Source organism: Christiangramia fulva, assembly GCF_003024155.1.
GTDB classification, from domain to species: domain Bacteria; phylum Bacteroidota; class Bacteroidia; order Flavobacteriales; family Flavobacteriaceae; genus Christiangramia; species Christiangramia fulva.
Genome location: NZ_CP028136.1, coordinates 3,417,138 through 3,434,788, shown reverse-complemented (window position 1 = coordinate 3,434,788; position 17,651 = coordinate 3,417,138). Strand labels below are relative to the sequence as shown.

Here is a 17,651-nt window from a genome sequence, read left to right as displayed (position 1 = left end):
TTTCTAAGTTTTAAAAAAAAAAATGGCGGGCTCGATGTAGAGTCCGCCATTAATTAATGTTCTTTAAAACTCCCTTTTTCCGGCTAATAAACCTGGGTGATATTTAATTTCCATTTATTAGTTAAATTACCGTCTTCTTCATCCTGAACTATCCCTTTCACTTTTACAATTCCAGGTTTTAACCTGGAACGTAAATTGGTAGAAGTTGCTTCAGCTATCGTAAAAGTTTCTTTCCCGGTTTGTATTGCATAAGTGCCATCCTGCTCAACGAAGTTGCCCTTTATAACTATTTCGGCATTCTTAGCTGAAAAACCATTCTTTTTTACTTCCTCCTGAATTTGCCTAAGGCTCAATTTATTGTTATTTGCCAAATCAAGATAAGCTTTACCGTCATTCAGGCTAACCTGCACTTTTTCCAGGCCGTCCATTTTTTTGAGTCCGCGTTCCAACCCATAGGCACAGGGAGCACAGTCCATTCCAAAGACTTCCTGATCTACTTTCTGGATTTGGGCATTGGTGCTAAAACTTCCAAGAACCACAACTACGATTAACAATGCTAGTTTTTTCATTTTTCATTTTTTTAAATTCATTTATACTATAACCAATAACTTAAATTAAGGGATACCCGATAGTTTTCTTTAACAGCCGCAGGGGTTAAATCCTGTACCACGGGAAACAAAGCCCCGAAAGAAATTCCCCAAGCCCCGTAAAGTCCCAAAAAGGAAGGCCCCACTAGTACTTTTTTGCTACGTTCGTCTGTAAAATCTAGTTGTCCGGTATGTTTATTGTCTCCGGGGAATTCTGCAAGGGATTCTATAAAAATCCTCCAATCCGGTTTAGGGTAATCGCCCATAAAAATATTGGGGCGATATCCAACTACGGCACTTGCGTAAGGCAGGTCGCCCAGTTGTTCATTGTTTTTCTCAAAATAATACTGATAGCCACCGCCTAACCACGCGTACCAGGTACGTGAGGCGTATCCTGTAGAAATTGCCCCGTGGATGGAGTTCCCCACATTTACCTGTCCCCGAATATCCTCAGTAGGAGCGGATACTCCTAAAATCGCTGTGGACTCAAATCTTTTCCCTACACCAAAAGCATTTGAAAAAAACCGGTACCAAAGGGAAGCTTCTATGTCTCCATTGGCAGGCATCATACTATTCCCACGGGTTCGTGGAGCTTTTTCTAACCGCTCAATCATTGTAGGAGTGGTAAGAGTAATCTGTAAATCTTCTGTAAGGCCATAGAAAAGTGTATGTCGAAGCATATAAGAGGTCTCGTCTTCGGTAGCTATGCTCATTCCGGCAACGTTCATGTTTATACCCCCTTTTGCCAGGGTGGGGGTTTGCAAACCATAAATCGGGCCATGTCCTTGGGCTTCTACTTGATACAACGTCAATAATCCTATACCCAGGATCAAAAAATATTTTTTCATTTTAATTATATTATAATTCTAAAAATTTTTGAATGGGAAAAAGTAAATAGGCTGCAAAAAGTCCAAAAAGATATAATACAAAGGAAAACCAAAGTATCCTTTTGCTCCATTTAGCTGCCGTGTCACAGGCTGTTTCATTTCCGTTTTCGTCTATCTCACAGCTTTGCTCTCGTTTCCTTCCGTAGAAAAGCCAGAAGTTAAAGCCAATCATTACCCCGGCAATCAAAAAAGTCCAGCCTTTGTAACGGCTCAGGCTAAACAACCAGGGAATATCCGAAGCCAGACCGGCTACCACCGCTCCCATTCCCAAAGCTACCAGTAACGAAGGTAACGCGCAACATAAGAGTGTGGAAACCGAGGTGAACAGTGATCCTATACTTACAAAATCTTCTTTTATTTTAGCAAACATCTTTATCGTTTTTTAAAAAGGGATCTCTATGATTTTACAGAAGTTCCTTTTTCGGTTACAACTTCCACTTCAAACCCACGGTCTTTAATAAGGGAGAGTATCTTTTCTTCTGAAATCTGCTTTGAGTCATATTCAATAATCGAGGAGCTTTTATCAAAACTTGTCTCACTTTTTATAATGCCTTTTTGCTCTTTGAGCATCGCATCGATACCATTGGCACAGCCGGACTGGCAATGCATGCCTGTGATTTTTAAGTGTAGGGTTTTTGCCGTCATCTGCTTTTGGGTTTTAACTTCAATTTGATTTTTATTTTCCTGCTCCATAGCGCTTGCGGGATTCCCGGAAAACACAAGTACCGTTCCGGTCAACAATACCGTGAAAATTTCTTTTTTTAATCGTATCATATTTTTATTTTTAATAATTAACTATGCCAAAGATAGGGTTGGCGAGGGGGTGGTGTACAAATTGAATTTTATTTTTTTCTTTAAAAAAATCCTACTGCTTAACCTTCTAAAAATCTGAAATATTCTTTTTTCATTTTTTCTTTCGGATAGTATAATGAATGGTCTGGGCAATTATCAGCCCCTCGCGCACTATGTAGGAATCTGCTCCGTCATCTATTTGTGAATTGTCTGAATTTGCAGTCCATTCCAGAAAAGCTATTTCATCTTCAAAATGAAAATTGATATAGTTAAAATCCGCTTCGGGGAAATCTTTGATCAGCATTTTATTTAATTCCCTTAGTCCTTCATGTCCTTTATAAATACCATGCGTAGTAAGCAGGATCAAATCTTTGGAAAAGTTTCTATGCAGGTCCTCTTCTATAGATCCCTTTTTAGAAAGTTCCAGATGATCTTTTAATACTTCTTCTGTAGTTCTCATAGGCTAAAAATTTTATATTTAAACTAGGCTTTAAAAAATTGTTTGCAGATCATTCTATTTTTTGGGATCATCCCTTATGGGCACCATTTTTCTTGTTGAAATCCAAATACTGATCCCTGCTGCCAGTATGATTATATTTTTCATTACATATTGACCTTTCATAGTTAATACAAATGGGAAATGGGAAAACATTTGTTCGGGAAAAATGAAGAAGGTTGAAAAAGTTCCTAACATATGCAGGAAAAGTAAGCCTAAAGCCCATTTCAAAAACTTCCCCGATAATAAGGATATGCCAATAAGGCTTTCAAAAATAGCCAATACAGGCATACAACTTGCTTGGGGAAAGATATGAGCTGTCAGGGTGCAAATGGTTGAGGAAGCCAAATCTTCCGCCGGGCTCAGGCCAACAAAAAATTTAACCATCCCAAACCAGATGAAAATTACGCCAATGCTCCGCCTTAAAATAGTTATGGCCTTAGCAGAACCAAAATGGATTTTGTATTTTATCATTTAGTTGATAATTTTATTTCTGTTTTTAAAAGTTGTGCGGCTACAATTGTAAATACTACCTGTACGCCCGCAAAAATAATTAACGTCCGGTTTAACCCTAGTTTCAATAATTCCCCAAACAATAAGCTCCCAAGGCCAAAACCTGTAAACAATGCAAAAACGTTGAGCCCCATGGCCTGGCCTCCCTTTGTTTTACCACCCAATTCGGTTACTATACCTGCAAATAAAGGTTGCGTGAGGTCGTATCCCAAAGAAATCAAGGTGACTGCAAGGGCGGCAACAAGAACTGGTATTTCCAGAGCGAGAGTGGCGGTTGCTATGGCCGCTGTTGCCAAACCTATTAAAATAATCGGGTAACGCCCCCGGCTATCAGCTGTGCGCCCTATAAGGGAACCAAAGAAAAATCCTGGCAAGCCATAACCAAGAATGGCCAAACCAATTTCTATTGGGCCCAGATCATACTTTTGTACAAAATAGACCCCTAACCAGGTATAAATACCTGAATGGAAGATCCCATTCCAGAATACGAATAAATAAGTCCTTAGCCCCCGTGGGAAAGCGAGTAGCCGGTAAAACCCACCTAACATTTTTTTTAATGAATGGCCGGATTTATGAGGTTCCTGTTTCCAGCCCATTCGGGCTACCAGTATCCATAATGCCAAAGCAGCCAAAGGTGCAGTTGCCAAAAATAACATGCGCCAGCCTGTATAAGGTTCCAACATTACCCCGGCGGTAGAACCTAAAGCCATTCCTCCTTCCATAGCGGCAAATAAAAGTCCCAGTGGCCTCCCTCTTTCCGAAGGTTCGAATATATCCCCTACAAGTGCCAGGGACATTGGCACCACACCGCTTGCACCTAAACCCGTGAGCAATCGTAACAGTATGAGTTGTGAAGCCGATTGCGCCAGGGCGGTTATCGCTGTTAATACAATAAAAGCCAGTAGGGAAATTTGAAGAATGCGCTTTCTTCCAAATTTATCGGATAGGAAACCATAAAACAGGACTGAAACTCCATAAGCCAGCATATAAGCGGGTACTATAAGACCAATCCGCTGTTCTGATACATTAAAAATAGTTGCCAGTTTAGGAATAAGTGGCGCTATCATATACGCCTGAAAAAATATTAAACCTGCTGCCATGGCCAGGGGAGCGAAAATAGTGCTTAAAGTTTTTTTTGGATTTGGATTGTCCATAATTCTACATTATGACTATTGGAAAGTTTTTAAAGCTGTTATATCTATTTGGCTTTTTGAATAAACCGCCATCTCACAATTAGCAGAACAATCCCAATGATCCCAAAAATAATATTCAGATAAAAAGTATGGGAATTGGTATCAAAGCTCAGCATATTTTGTAAGGATTCAGGGCGTGCCGTGGGAATGGCATTAAAAACAGCAAAAAGATAATGTACGGTTATCCCGGCGGCTACCATACATACGTATAGTAAAAGGGACATATAAATGGTAAATTTCCAGCCATAGTACTTTGCATTAAGATATATCACCGTAGCCGCTACCAGGTCTGCTCCCAGGAAAGCCATTACCCCGGCAAAAGAAGCATTTTTTGACCATAAGATAGCCGCCAATGGGATATTGCCCAGGGAACCCACAAACGTAAAGACAGCCAGGATAGGAGCTACCAAAGCATGCTCCACTATTGCGAGGAAAGACTGGGTTTCGGCACCGCTTTCAATAAAAACTGAATTCCAAAAACTATCGGGAACAAAAGCCGATACAATTCCTGCAATGGTAAAGCCTATCAACACTTCTTTGTAGGCCATTTTCCATTCTCCCAAAAATTTAAAGCTGATGATTTTTATACCTTCTTTAGAAACAAGCTTTTCATACCATTTCATCCCCTCTGGGGAAGGATGTTTTAATTCTTCGGCTTCCAGTTTTTCAGCATGTTCTTTTCCTGCCAGGGCTACTTTTTTTGATATAAAAAAGCGGTACAATAAATAAGCATAACTAATCATTATAAAGCCTAAGGCGAAATTGGCTAAAACAAATTTCCATCCTACCAAAAGCCATAATACTATACCTGTTTCTATTATAAGGTTTGTAGTGGCTATTAAAAAGGAAATAGCATTTTTAGGATGGGCACCCTTCACCATTACTGATCGTGTGGCCGCCAGTGAAGCGAAAGAACAGGAAGAAGATATAAAGCCAAAGAACCCGGCAAGGCTCATTTGCTTTATCCCGGTTTTACCTAACAGGTTCGACATTTGTTCCCTGGTGACCAAAGTTTGGATGGCAGAGGAAAGGATGTAGCCTAAAATAAAGGCCCATAAGGTGTACCAGATTAATAATCCGGTAGTTTTTAAAGATTCGAGAAGGAGTTGTAAAATATTTGATTCCATAATGGGTTGGTTTTGGTAAATATTTATTTTAAAAATTCATTAACTTAAGATTATAAAGGCGCCAAATATATAATCCAGCATAGGGTGGTAGCCTAATGTTAGCTTCCATATTTATAAAAAAGGAGCAACTTTTTAGCCGCTCCTTTTTTGGGAAAAAATTGTCCCGTCCTGAAATAGCGATACACTAAAACCTTAGTGTAATGAAAACATCAGCAAACACTGGTAACCCCAAACGTACCCAAAAAGATTACTCACTCCCTTTTAAACTTCAATTAGTTGCAGAAATTGAACATGGACTATTAACCAAATCTCAGGCAAAGCTCAAATATGGCATTCAGGGAGATTCTACAGTGACTAAATGGTTGCAGAAATATGGTAACTTTGATTGGGAAAACCAAGCCCACACAACCATGTCAAAAACACCTGAACAAAAAATACTTGAACTAGAAGCAAAGGTCAAGTTGCTTGAAAAACAGAAGGCAAGAGCTGAACATCTCGCAGAACGTGCTGATAAGAAGGTGATCATCTTCGATATGCTGGTAGATATGGCTGAAAAAGAATATGATATCCAGATCAGAAAAAATTACACACCCGAGTTATCAAAAGCTTCAAAGAAGAACAAAAAGAGACTATAATCTCTTCCTGTGAATTACTCGGGGTGAATAGGCAGGTATATTACAGAGCTATAAAATCCAAAACACACAGACAGCTAATAGCCGGGCAGGTCCTTTCCTTGGTGCGCTCCATTAGAAATCTTATGCCCAGGCTGGGCACAAGAAAACTGTATCATATGCTCAGGGCTGAATTGAGCAAAATCAATGTCGGGAGAGATAAATTATTCAGAATTCTAAAAGCAAACCACATGCTTATAACTCCAAAAAAGCGCTATCACATAACAACGGACTCGCACCACAGGTTCAGAAAGTATAAAAATAGTGTAAGTGAGATCGAATTTAAGCGCCCAGAACAAGTATGGGTAAGCGATATAACCTATACAGGCAATAGGAAAAACCCATCATATCTTGCCTTGGTTACAGATGCCTACTCAAAGAAAATAATGGGGTACGATCTGTCTGCAAGTTTAGAAGTGGGAGGATCTCTACGAGCTCTTGAAATGGCTTTTAAAAAAAGAAGCTATGAAAATCGACCACTGATACATCACTCAGACAGAGGTTTACAATATTGCTCGAATGAATATCAGCAGCTATTGAAAGACAGATTTGTGAGTACAAGCATGACCGAAAAATACGACCCTTATGAAAATGCAATTGCTGAGCGCGTAAATGGAATCTTAAAACAAGAATTTTCAATAGCAGCCTTCGATACAAACCTAGTAACAAAAAAATTGATAGTTAAAGATGCCATCAACCTTTACAACTCGTTAAGGCCTCACTTATCTAATCATATGCTCACACCAGACAAAATGCATAAGCAACAAAAATTAAAAAGAAAACAATACAAATCAAAAAAGCTGAACAATGAAAGTCACTGTTCAGCTTAATTAATAAATTTAATCCTTTAATAATCTGTATCGGTTATTTAGGACTAGACAAATCCTAAAACTGTTTTTTAAGCTGCCATTTCTTTACAACTCTCGGCACAGGCACGACATTTTTCTGCGCATTGCTGACAGAATTCACTGTCAAACTTCGCGCACTCATCTGCACAGGCTTTACATAAGTCGGCACAAATGCCGCAAACACGGTTTGAATAATCAGACTGGCTGGCCAATAGCTGAACGCACGCACTGCATAGGGCAATACAATCCAAACAGAACTGATGGCATTTTTTCATTTCCGGCTCCCCCAGGTGTTGATCCAGGCAGATCCTGGCTGCCGTGATACAGGCGTTGCAATCATCAATACATTTTTGGGTCTCTGAACTTAATGGTTTCATAATTTAAAATGGTTTTAGTTACTTCCTGACCTGTTCGGAAATCAGAAATAAAAGATTAAGAGCCGAACCTCTTTTCAAAGATCGGGACACAGGACGGGGGGTAGGCAAGCTGATTAATAAAGATTTAACAACTTAATTTGATTAAAAACAAAAATGGCAGCCAAAAATGGCTACCATTATAAAAGTTTCAGGTTTTTATTTTAGTACGAGGGTTTTCTTAGCTGGCTTTTCCTATTCCTGCGTCGATAAGCTTTTCTTTGCTCACCCCATTGTTTGTACAGCATTCTAACAATTTCCCATCAACTGCCACCGCGGGGATTCGTTTTACTCCATACTCCTGCATCTTGTTTATACAGATCTTATCATCACATTGTTCCACCAGGTTATAGGTGGTAATCTCGCAATTATCGCAGGACAATTCTTTTACCATTTTCACTACCGGATCACATACCGGACAATTTGCCGTAAATATTTCTATTTGTCTTTTCATTTTTTTGAATTTAAATTAACAATCGGTTTTATCGCTCTTTTAAAAGAACAGTCCAAAGATAAGAGTGGATTGGGGGTGGTCTCCAACTTAATTTTAAAATTGCTAAGGATAAGGGAAAGCGGGGGAAATAAGTGTGGATGGCAGAAAGATACTAATTGCAACAAATCTTTAATCAAAGAATATGGTTATTAAACCAAAATATTCCGGTTTAAAATTATCAGAACTAAAAAGAAATTTAATTCTCCTTACAAGTTTGCAGGAAACATTAAAGTAAAAAAAGAAGGTCAAAGCAAAGAACCAGGAAATAGACAATCTAAGAATAAGGTGCACTGATCATTTTCGGATTAACACAGCGAGCGCAGCAAAACCTGCTGCGCTCGCTGTGTTAAAATTAAAAATTCAGTTTCTAAAATTTATAAACGATTCGCCTTTAAAAATGAAATCTTACATAGACCTGTGGTTGGAAGCACGTTTTTCCATGGAATCATACATAGACTTTACCTTTTCGTCAAATCCTTCTGGATCTTCAAAATTTTGTTTACTGTCCTTAACGCGTTGTTCGCCGCCCATTATTACGTTGATTTCCTGTTTCTCCAGACCTGCAATGGTTTTTGAAGCAACAAGCTGGGGACTGTCCATATCTTTGGAAGAAGCGGTTTCCATCATAGGAGTATCGGTTGCCGTGGGATAGACGGTCATAACGTGTATGGGAAACGGTTCCAATTCACGGCGAAGAGATTCCGAAAATTGCCTTACTGCCGCCTTACTTGCAGCATAAGGCGCATAAAAAGGCATGCCTATTAATCCTAAACCAGAAGAAATGTTGATTATTGCAGCCTGTTTACTTTTTTTAAGGTAGGGCAATGAATGCTTAGTGAGTAAAATAAGACCGGTAGTATTTATATTTTGTTGGGCTATAATATCATCATCGCTTATTTTTTCCAGGGCACCTGCACTTACAACCCCTGCAGAGTTAATAAGAATGTCCATAGATTTCCACTCTTTAATTAAAAATTTGGTGATCTCTTTAATATCTTTAAGCCTGGAAACATCTGCTTTTATAAAAAGAAAATTTGCTTCGGGAAATTGCGATTTTAAATCCTCCATCTTCTTTAAATCCCTGCCAACTACGGCTATTTCTTTCGCCCCTTTTTTATAAAATTGTGAGATTATGGCTTTACCTATTCCGCTTGAACCTCCTGTGATAAGGATTTTTTTGTTTCAAAATTCATATTTTCAAAATTTCTTGTGATTTAATTTTTGAGCAACAAAAGCCTCAGTTTAAACATTTTTCTGCAACTCTATTTATTAGTTTCTTAGAGTCTATAATTTACTAAATGCCATATATCCTAAGTTAGCTAAAAAGGAAGGCGGTTTTATATTATTTGTAAAATTTTAACCTCATTTACCTTTCAAAGATGCGCTCGATGTAAGAATCTACGTATTTGAATTTTCATTAATACGTGCTCTCAAATCATCAATTTCTTTCATTCTGGCGGTGAGAGTATCCAGTTCTAAATCCGGGAATTGTTTTCGTATAAATTCAATGCGATCCTCATTTCCGCAATCTCCCGGGCAGGCTTCGGCAGTTTCAGAAATTTTTATGGCCAGAGCTTTTCTGTACACTTCATCTAAAAGGAGGAAATGAGCTTTATCCAGCCCTTTTTGCGCTGCTTTGAACTGGATCAGGATTTTTTCAGGATCTTTATCCTCGTCCAGCATTTTTATAAGTCCGTTAAGCTGGCCGCTGATGCTCTGCAAACGGGTTTTTATATCCTTACTTAAATCTCGTGGTATCATATTTTAATTTTCAACAAGATACATCTGGAGTGGGGGAGGTCTCCAAAAGTATTTTAAATTTTTAGCAGCAATTTGTGCCTTCCTGTATAGGTGGGCAGGCAACAGTACCATAAGAGCAATAAACGCAGCAATCACCTTCCTTTGGTTTCAATAATTGACTGCAATTTTTACATTGGTAAAAAAACTGACAGGCGGTTGTGGGCATTTCTTCATCTTTTGTATGTCCGCAATCAGGACACGTAATGGCAGATATTAGCTGTATTTTCATAATCTACTTTTTGCTTAGAGCATATGAGGGATATCCGAGGAAAGAGTGGGATACGTAAATATCATTGTCCTTAACTCATTGATTTTTATTTTCGTCTTTATCGCCAATGCGAAAAAATTGATGGTTTCTTCAGCGTTCGGACCTATTAAATGTGCGCCAAGAATAGTCTGATTTTCTTTATCAATAATCGTTTTATAAGCATATTCCTTAACATTCAGCCGTTTTGCATTGAACCAGTTTTCCACACTGTTATAATTGACCTGATAATTAATTTCTTGTGATCTGGCTTCCGCTTCGGTCAATCCTACTGATGCCAGGGTAGGCAAAGTAAAAACTACAGAAGGCATTGGTGGATAACTGACTTTTTTCTTGTTCCCTTTGATGATATTTGATGCCACAACATGCCCTTCCATCACCGCAACAGGTGTAAGAGGTAGACCACTTGAATCTGCCGAATCTCCCGCTGCATATATATTGGCGTTAGAGCTGCTTTGGAGGTATTCGTTGACCGTGATTCCTTTTTTTGAAAAAACGATGCCTGCATTTTCCAGACCCAAATCAAATATGGCAGGAGGACGACCGGCTGAGTTAAAGACAGATGCTGTCTTAAAAGTTACCTCTCTTCCATTTGATTTTCCTGTTACTACATAATGGTCTTCTTTCTTTTCAATTTTAGAAACTTCGGTTTCAAGAATAAGTTCAATTCCAAGGTTTCGCGTTGCATCCACAAGATGTTTTACAATGTCACGGTCAAAATTTTCCAATGGATATTCACCACGATGTAATATGGTTACCTCGGCACCGGCCCGCGCAGCGATATGGGCAAATTCAAAGGTAATGTAGCCACCTCCAATAAATAACAGTGATTCAGGTAGTTTTTTCAGGTTAAGGAAATCTGTACTTGAAAGTGCCAAATTTCCACCCTCAAAATCCAGTGCCCGTGGTTTTGCTCCTGTTGCGATCACAAATTTATCGGATTCAATAACTTCATCTCCTACCTGCAAGGTGTTATCAGATACAAATTTAGCTGAAGTGTGATAAGTGTCTATATTCTTATTCTTATATCCTTTTTCAATTTTAGGAGGCATTGCATCCACAAAAGATTGCTTAAAAGCCATAATATCTTCCCAATTGACTTCAGGAACATTATCTATTCCATTTCCTTTAAGCCTTTGGGCAAAATCACGTACTTCTGTTGCTCCTATGATCACCTTTTTAGGATCACAGCCTCTTAGGGCACAGGTTCCACCGTAGGGAAGTTCATCGGTAATGCCCACCTTAAGGCCTTTGGAGGCACATTTATTGGCAGCGGTCATACCGGACATACCGGAACCTATTACAAATACATCATATTTTTTCATCTACTTCTCTATTTTATTTTCAGTAGCTATTACCTTATAACCAGTTTTATTTATTGCTTCTCGGATTGCGGCCAAATCGACTTTAGTTTTATCATATTCCACCACGGTATTGGCATTTTCGTAACTCGCTTTTACAGATAAAATACCATCCAGTTTACTTACCTCGTTTTCTACGTGGGCTTCACATCCTGCGCAGGTCATTCCCTGAACTTCAAAGGTGTGCTTTATTATGTTTGATTGAGAAACATACACTATATCCTTGCTGGGCTGTGCATAAAATATATTGGAATAATAAGGGAAAGCCAGCATCAATCCCGTAAATACTGTAATTATAAATAGAAAATTTTTGGACTGCCAAAAAGAGGGTTTTGCTTCCTCGTCACAGGCACAATCTATTTCTTCTTGTGTTTTAGGTTTTAATTTTAAATACCAGGCGAAACCAAGAATTCCTATAGTAAGACCCATCAAATACGGACGAAAAGGTTCTATCCAGGAAAATGTGGTTACAAGTCCACTACTACCTGCTAAAATTGCCAGGAGGGGAGTAATACAACATACGGAAGCAGTTACTGCAGTAAGTAAGCTAACAAAAGCTGTGCTATTTGACTTATTGGAAGATTTCATTTTACGCAGTTTTTTTTACCATTTTGATAGTAGTGAAAACAGCATCAAGTACAGCTGTTTTATCCTTCACTAATGAATAATACAACGTTTGCCCATCTCTTCTTGAGGAGATAAAACCTGCATCTTTAATTTTACGGATGTGTTGGGATATTGCAGGTACACTCATTTCTAAAATATCAGCAATATCACAAGGGCATAATTCGTCTTCCATGTTCAAGAGGAATAAAATTTTTAAGCGTACCTCGCTACCAGCAATCGATAGTAGTTTGGTCATATCCTGAAAATTATCATCCATTCTTTCCAAAATGTTTTTACAATTAAGAAGTTGTTGATGATCAGCTTGGGCTCTTGTACAGGTAATTTCCATGGTTAATCTATTATTTAGAGATCAAAAGTATAATAAAATACGTATTTAAGCAAATACTTAATTAATACTTAGTACAATATTCTGCTTTATACATTTAAGAGATTCTGACCATTAATTTCAATGATTCTATGAGTTGTATAGCAGTCAGCACATTACCGCTTCATTTCGCTAAATGCTACATTTTGGGTAAAGAGCTTTCTAAAGAATATCTTGAGAATCCTTTTCATATTTTCTCTTGATGTATTCGATAAATAATAAATTGTGCTAACCCTATAGCCTTATTCTATAAACTAAGTAATAAAGGACGCCTGCTTAATAGGAATTCCATTTATTCATTTACTTCGCTTCCGGTTGTTTTTTAATTTCAGCATTTCCATTTCCTTCCCGGCCGTTGCTGTCCCTTCCTTTTTTGTAATGCAAAATACCAATATTTAGAAGTTAGTCCAGACTGCATAAGCCAGTCGCATACTCCTTTTTATAAGTCTTCCCTAATTCTAATTCTTGAAAATGTATCAGCATCAAAAAAGGTAACAGCACACGGCTCTATAGGAAGTAAATCAAATAAAAATCTCATGAAATCATTTCAAAACAACATACCCGGAAGCGAAGTAAAAAAAATCAAAAACAGGAAAACGCCCCGGATATAATAAGTAAATCAATTATTAATTTTTAAATCTTTTAATTATGAGTACGCTTAGAAACAAAGTTCAGTTAATCGGAAATGTGGGTCAAACCCCGGAAATCAGGAATCTTGAAAGTGGCAAAAAAGTAGCCAGCTTTTCAATTGCAACCAATGAATTTTATAAAAATTCAAAAGGAGAAAAAGTACAGGACACCCAATGGCACAATGTTGTCGCATGGGGGAAAACCGCTGAAATCGTAGAAAGTTATGTAGGAACCGGAAAAGAAATTGCCATTGAAGGTAAATTGACCACTCGATCCTATGAGACCAAAGAAGGAGAGAAGCGATATGTTACCGAAGTGGTAGCCAGTGAAATTCTTCTGTTAGGCGGTGGAACTGCTAAGGCAGAAAGCCAGCAGTAGTTAATTAAAAGAGGGCGGGTACTTGCTCACGGTAACGCCCTCTTTTTCAATTTTAACCTTAAATCAGATTAAAATGAAAACGAAAGTTAATGAAATATCGATAAAATATCAGGGGAATTTTAAAATCTCTCAGGCGCCTAAAATAAGTTCATCTCTTACTGCTGCTGAACTATTATATAATACCTGGAACAAAGATCAGATCGGTCTGCAGGAAACTTTTAAAGTTATGCTGCTTAATAACGCAAATAAAGTGAAAGGCATTTTTGAAGTTTCTACCGGTGGAATTACAGGTACTTTGGTAGATCTACGCATCTTGTTTGCGGTTATTCTCAAGAGCCTTAGCTGTTCCGTGATCCTTGCACATAATCATCCGTCCGGAACTTTGAAACCGAGCGTAGCAGATAAACGCCTGACACAAAAAATTACCAAAGCAGCGGAACTGTTAGATATTAAAGTCCTGGATCATTTAATACTGACACCAGATGGTGATTATGTAAGCTTTGCGGATGAAGGTATCCTGTAAAATATTTTTTAATTCCTTATAATATACCTCTAAAAACTTTAGGGGTATTTTTTTATTCTACCCCTTAAATTTTTATTAGTTACCGGTAGTCTGAAATTTTAGAAAAGGAAAATTGCTGTTATCTAAACCTTCCTTTTTATTTTCCAAGTATGGAAATAAATGAATAATAAAATTAAAATTTTCACCATTCTATAGCATATTAATTTCCTTTTGAAAAAAAATATGGTATATTTAATTAGCTGAACTTCAGCACATAATTTTATGTAAGGTATCCCAATTTTTGACTTTCGCTGATATCCTTACCGATCATAATTTTTTACATAATGGAATTTTATTCCTCAAAATGCAACTGGACATTGGTCCAATTTGTATGAGATTTTTGTCCCGCCTGGCGGGACGAAAAGGAATAGCAAGAGGGTAACGGGCAAAGCCGCGTTATATATTTCACCTAAATTTTAAATAACTGAATATCAGTTGTTTAAAAATTAAATTATTTAAATTCTGGGAATTCGGAAATCATTTTTTACTAAAAACCTTCCGCAGCCCCTTAAAAATAGTCAGTTTTTTACTAAAAAATGGATGAAGAATATAAAAAAGAGCAATTTGAGACTTTAAAGATCAAGTCTTCTGTAGCTAAAAAATTTAGACGGTTTAGCCGTGCTATGTCAAAATCTCAATCGATAAGCCTGCTGTTGATGCTGGAGTTTTTTGAGGATAATGGAATTTCTCCAACGGAATCTATGGGCCCTAAAATGCAAACCCTGGAAAACCTGATCAAGAAAAGGATCAATGGAGTTATCGCTATCTTAAAAGATATTGAGAAAGGACAAACCAAACCAACGGTAGCCATGATGCAATCTTTGTTTCAGGAAGCGGAACCTAAAAAACAACCCCTGATCCTGGAGAAGAAAAATACGGAAGAAAAGCAACCCAAATATCAAGAACGAAATCAACAAGACTCATAAATTATTAAAGATGTATATCACCATCACAGCACAAAAATTAGGTGGGAATTATTCTCAGGGTTCAGCCGACTTTGTGGACTATCTGGAAAAGGAAAATCAAGGATTGGATCCGCAGGATAAGGAGTACTTTTTTAATCAGTATAATGATCAAATTTCGGCAGAGGAAGTAGTTCGGGAAATTGATGCCAATACCGCTAAACTGGAAAAAACGGAACCCAGGTTTTATTCCATTACGATAAGCCCTTCAAAATATGAATTGAACAGGTTGAAAAACAACAGCGAAGATCTAAAAAAATATACTCGCGAAGTGATGAAAGATTATGTGGATTCTTTTAATCGTGAACTCAATGGCCGACCGGTCAATATTGATGATATAAAATACTACGCCAAAATTGAACATCAACGATTTTTTAAAGGCACCGATACACAGGTACGGGAAAATCAGCCCTTTGCTACCAAAATACTTCAACTAAAAAATGATATCCAAAAAGTTGAACGCGGAGAACAACCTGGGAATATTGCCCAGATGAAACGGGAGATCAATAAACTGGAAAAAGCAGCTCCCCATAAACAAGAGTGTCAACGAATTGTACAGGGAATGCCCAAAGAAGGGAACCAAAGCCATATCCATATTATAGTGAGCCGCAGGGACGCTTCGAATAAGTATAGCTTATCTCCCGGTAGCAAATACAAAGCATCGAAGGTTGAGTTGAATGGGAAAACAGTCAAACGGGGTTTTGATCGTGATAAATTCTTTGGAAAAGCTGAAAAAACATTCGATAAAAACTTCGGATATCAACGGAATTTTGTGGAAACCTATACTGCCAGGAAAGAGTTCATTAAAAACCCTAGAAGTTATTTTTCAAATTTGATGAAACTGCCAAGCAGTGAAAAAGCAATTGCCATGAAAATGCTAAAAGAAACCGGAATGCCTATGATGCCAAACATCCCAACCAATAAAGCCCAGTTGGCTTTAAAAGTTTTTAACCGGTTGAGAAGGGGAGTGGATACCGCAGTTAAATCAAGCTCTATCGGAATTTAAATGAAATAATATAAATGATATGGAAGAATTCAACATTGTAAATACCACCATAATCGTCATTTTTTGTAGTCTGCTTTTCTACGGTTTATACCGTATTTCCAGATATGCATTTTTGATCAATTCCCTTTTGCTAATAGGGTTTATTCTTTACTACTTTTATCCCCAGTTGATTATAGAAGGCCTATTGTATGTGGGTTGCCCCTTGTTACTAATCAATACAGTTTTCTATGTTTTCTATCATTCCACAGAAATAAAGGATAAGGTTGCAAGGATGTACCAGGTAAATTTTAAAACCAGTGGCAAAGATTTTAAGATTGCCAATATTAAACGCGGTGCTTCCGTCATCGGGTCTGCCGGTAGTGGAAAAACGGAAAGTGTGGTCTATGGTTTTCTAAAGCATTTTCAGCAATACAATTTTTGTGGAGTAATCCATGATTATAAGGATTTTGAACTTACCGAAATGGCTTATCCGCTTTTTAAGGATTCAGATATTCCTTTTAAGATCATTTCCTTTGATAAGATTATCCACCGGGTCAATCCGATTGCACCCCGCTATCTGGAAAATGAAGAGAGCGTCAATGAAATTTCCAGAGTTCTCATTGAGAATCTATTAGAACAGAAGGAGTCAGGCACAAGCGGAACCACAAAATTCTTTAATGATGCTGCAGAAGGTTTAATAGGAGGGATGATCTGGAAATTGAAAACATCCTATCCGCAATACTGTACATTGCCCCATTTAATAGCGATTTATCAGTTTCTGGATACTGAGAGTCTTATAGCTTTCCTGGATTCGAACAGGACCTCCAGGGCGATGGCAGATGCCTTTATTAGCGGTAAAGATTCAGAAAGACAAACTGCAGGGGTAAAGAGTACCCTGGCCAATGCCTTAAAACGAATTAGTACCCAAAGTATATTTATGGCCCTGTCTGCAGATGACGTTCCTTTAAATATAAATAATCCCGAAAATCCCGCAGTAATTTCCGTTGTGAATAACCCTAAATTTGAATCTTCCTATTCTGCGGTAATTGCAGCCATCATCCATACCATTACCAAACAAATGAGTGTACGTAATTCCAATCCCTCATTTCTATTGATGGAAGAAGCACCTACCTTACGATTACTGAATATGCACCGCATTCCGGCTACTTTAAGAAGTTATGATATTGCCACGATATATGTGATGCAGGACAAGATCCAGAATGACATGATGTACGGGGATAAAGCCAGTAAGGCTATACTAAGCAATCTATCTTACCAGTTCTTTGGGAAGGTAAACGATCCTGATACCGCGAAATATTATGAACGTTTCTTCGAGATTATAAAGGATCCTACTAAGAGTGTGAGTAGTGGCCATAATCTGAATTTCGATACACGAGTGATTACCGGGGAAAATGAAATTCCAAAAATTAGAGCAGATGTTTTCTTTCGATTGAAACAGGGTGAGTTTATTACCTATGCTGATGGTAAGGACAAAAAAGTACAGTTTAAATTACAAAAGATTTTAAGAGAGCTTCCTGGAGCAGCTAAAGAGTTCTCTTCAACCGATTTGGAAATGAATTTCGAAAGAATTTATCAGGAAGCTAAATCAATTTTTAAATAATTACAATAAAAAATATTTGTCAAGTAAAAACCAGAAAAAACTTGACATATTTTAGTTTTAAGATTATCTTTGCGGT

General features: G+C 37.8%; 23 protein-coding genes. 7 read left to right on the top strand and 16 right to left on the bottom strand.

The annotated features are described in order from the left end of the window. Positions 1–83: 83 nt before the first annotated feature. From C7S20_RS15360 to C7S20_RS15325, 8 genes are all read right to left on the bottom strand, one after another. A complete protein-coding gene (locus C7S20_RS15360; RefSeq protein ID WP_107013303.1) occupies positions 84–569 on the bottom strand; it encodes a heavy-metal-associated domain-containing protein in 486 nt (161 codons plus the stop codon). 26 nt (positions 570–595) lie between these two features. Continuing rightward, a complete protein-coding gene (locus C7S20_RS15355; protein WP_107013302.1) occupies positions 596–1,435 on the bottom strand; it encodes a hypothetical protein in 840 nt (279 codons plus the stop codon). A 10-nt stretch (positions 1,436–1,445) separates the two neighbouring features. Further along, positions 1,446–1,844: a hypothetical protein gene (locus tag C7S20_RS15350; RefSeq protein WP_107013301.1), complete on the bottom strand. Its 399-nt coding sequence runs from the start codon at positions 1,842–1,844 to the stop codon at positions 1,446–1,448. A 26-nt stretch (positions 1,845–1,870) separates the two neighbouring features. Continuing rightward, positions 1,871–2,248 carry a heavy-metal-associated domain-containing protein gene (locus tag C7S20_RS15345; RefSeq protein ID WP_107013300.1) on the bottom strand — a complete coding sequence of 126 codons (378 nt, stop codon included), beginning with the start codon at positions 2,246–2,248 and terminating at the stop codon, positions 1,871–1,873. A gap of 130 nt (positions 2,249–2,378) precedes the next feature. Next, positions 2,379–2,726 carry a nuclear transport factor 2-like protein gene (locus C7S20_RS15340; RefSeq protein ID WP_107013299.1) on the bottom strand — a complete coding sequence of 116 codons (348 nt, stop codon included), beginning with the start codon at positions 2,724–2,726 and terminating at the stop codon, positions 2,379–2,381. Between the two features lie 54 nt (positions 2,727–2,780). Next, on the bottom strand, positions 2,781–3,236 hold the full coding sequence (locus tag C7S20_RS15335) for a hypothetical protein (protein WP_107013298.1): 456 nt from the start codon (positions 3,234–3,236) through the stop codon (positions 2,781–2,783). Continuing rightward, positions 3,233–4,429, bottom strand: coding sequence for an MFS transporter (locus tag C7S20_RS15330; RefSeq protein ID WP_107013297.1), 1,197 nt, complete (start codon positions 4,427–4,429; stop codon positions 3,233–3,235). Before C7S20_RS15330 ends, C7S20_RS15335 begins: the two co-directional genes overlap by 4 nt. A 44-nt stretch (positions 4,430–4,473) precedes the next feature. Continuing rightward, positions 4,474–5,595 carry a permease gene (locus C7S20_RS15325; protein WP_107013296.1) on the bottom strand — a complete coding sequence of 374 codons (1,122 nt, stop codon included), beginning with the start codon at positions 5,593–5,595 and terminating at the stop codon, positions 4,474–4,476. Between the two features lie 200 nt (positions 5,596–5,795). On the opposite strand from C7S20_RS15325, the gene C7S20_RS19810 reads away from it, so the two are divergent. Both C7S20_RS19810 and C7S20_RS15320 read left to right on the top strand, forming a co-directional pair. Beyond that, the gene (locus C7S20_RS19810; RefSeq protein ID WP_227009024.1) at positions 5,796–6,230 is read left to right on the top strand and encodes a hypothetical protein; all 435 of its coding nucleotides are present in this window, start codon (positions 5,796–5,798) and stop codon (positions 6,228–6,230) included. Between the two features lie 23 nt (positions 6,231–6,253). Next, positions 6,254–7,096, top strand: a complete 843-nt coding sequence (locus C7S20_RS15320; RefSeq protein WP_236994919.1) for an IS3 family transposase — start codon at positions 6,254–6,256, stop codon at positions 7,094–7,096. Between the two features lie 68 nt (positions 7,097–7,164). Here C7S20_RS15320 and C7S20_RS19990 read toward each other — a convergent pair whose 3' ends face one another. From C7S20_RS19990 to C7S20_RS15275, 8 genes are all read right to left on the bottom strand, one after another. Further along, positions 7,165–7,491 (bottom strand): four-helix bundle copper-binding protein, encoded by a 327-nt coding sequence (locus tag C7S20_RS19990; RefSeq protein ID WP_107013295.1) that lies wholly within the window; start codon positions 7,489–7,491, stop codon positions 7,165–7,167. Positions 7,492–7,708: 217 nt separating this feature from the next. Beyond that, entirely contained in the window at positions 7,709–7,981 is a 273-nt protein-coding gene (locus C7S20_RS15310; RefSeq protein WP_107013294.1) for a thioredoxin family protein, read from the bottom strand. A gap of 444 nt (positions 7,982–8,425) precedes the next feature. After that, on the bottom strand, positions 8,426–9,187 hold the full coding sequence (locus C7S20_RS15300) for an SDR family NAD(P)-dependent oxidoreductase (protein ID WP_227009164.1): 762 nt from the start codon (positions 9,185–9,187) through the stop codon (positions 8,426–8,428). A 231-nt stretch (positions 9,188–9,418) separates the two neighbouring features. Then, entirely contained in the window at positions 9,419–9,781 is a 363-nt protein-coding gene (locus C7S20_RS15295) for a metal-sensitive transcriptional regulator (RefSeq protein ID WP_107013291.1), read from the bottom strand. Between the two features lie 61 nt (positions 9,782–9,842). Continuing rightward, entirely contained in the window at positions 9,843–10,049 is a 207-nt protein-coding gene (locus C7S20_RS19805) for a GDCCVxC domain-containing (seleno)protein (protein WP_107013290.1), read from the bottom strand. 14 nt (positions 10,050–10,063) lie between these two features. Continuing rightward, entirely contained in the window at positions 10,064–11,410 is a 1,347-nt protein-coding gene (locus C7S20_RS15285) for a dihydrolipoyl dehydrogenase family protein (RefSeq protein ID WP_107013289.1), read from the bottom strand. Then, positions 11,411–12,034, bottom strand: coding sequence for a mercuric transport protein MerTP (merTP, locus tag C7S20_RS15280; protein ID WP_107013288.1), 624 nt, complete (start codon positions 12,032–12,034; stop codon positions 11,411–11,413). A 1-nt stretch (position 12,035) separates the two neighbouring features. Next, entirely contained in the window at positions 12,036–12,401 is a 366-nt protein-coding gene (locus C7S20_RS15275) for an ArsR/SmtB family transcription factor (protein ID WP_107013287.1), read from the bottom strand. A 684-nt stretch (positions 12,402–13,085) separates the two neighbouring features. Between C7S20_RS15275 and C7S20_RS15270 the strand changes: the two genes are divergently transcribed. The 5 genes from C7S20_RS15270 to C7S20_RS15250 all read left to right on the top strand — a co-directional run bounded on the left by C7S20_RS15270 (position 13,086) and on the right by C7S20_RS15250 (position 17,575). After that, on the top strand, positions 13,086–13,445 hold the full coding sequence (locus tag C7S20_RS15270) for a single-stranded DNA-binding protein (protein ID WP_107013286.1): 360 nt from the start codon (positions 13,086–13,088) through the stop codon (positions 13,443–13,445). Between the two features lie 73 nt (positions 13,446–13,518). Beyond that, positions 13,519–13,968, top strand: a complete 450-nt coding sequence (locus C7S20_RS15265) for a JAB domain-containing protein (RefSeq protein ID WP_107013285.1) — start codon at positions 13,519–13,521, stop codon at positions 13,966–13,968. Between the two features lie 575 nt (positions 13,969–14,543). After that, positions 14,544–14,933, top strand: coding sequence for a BfmA/BtgA family mobilization protein (locus C7S20_RS15260; RefSeq protein WP_107013284.1), 390 nt, complete (start codon positions 14,544–14,546; stop codon positions 14,931–14,933). A gap of 10 nt (positions 14,934–14,943) precedes the next feature. Continuing rightward, complete coding sequence (gene mobB, locus C7S20_RS15255; RefSeq protein ID WP_107013283.1) at positions 14,944–15,975, top strand: MobB family relaxase; 1,032 nt, start codon at positions 14,944–14,946, stop codon at positions 15,973–15,975. 19 nt (positions 15,976–15,994) lie between these two features. Next, on the top strand, positions 15,995–17,575 hold the full coding sequence (locus C7S20_RS15250) for a type IV secretory system conjugative DNA transfer family protein (protein ID WP_107013282.1): 1,581 nt from the start codon (positions 15,995–15,997) through the stop codon (positions 17,573–17,575). The last annotated feature ends 76 nt before the right edge of the window (positions 17,576–17,651 follow it).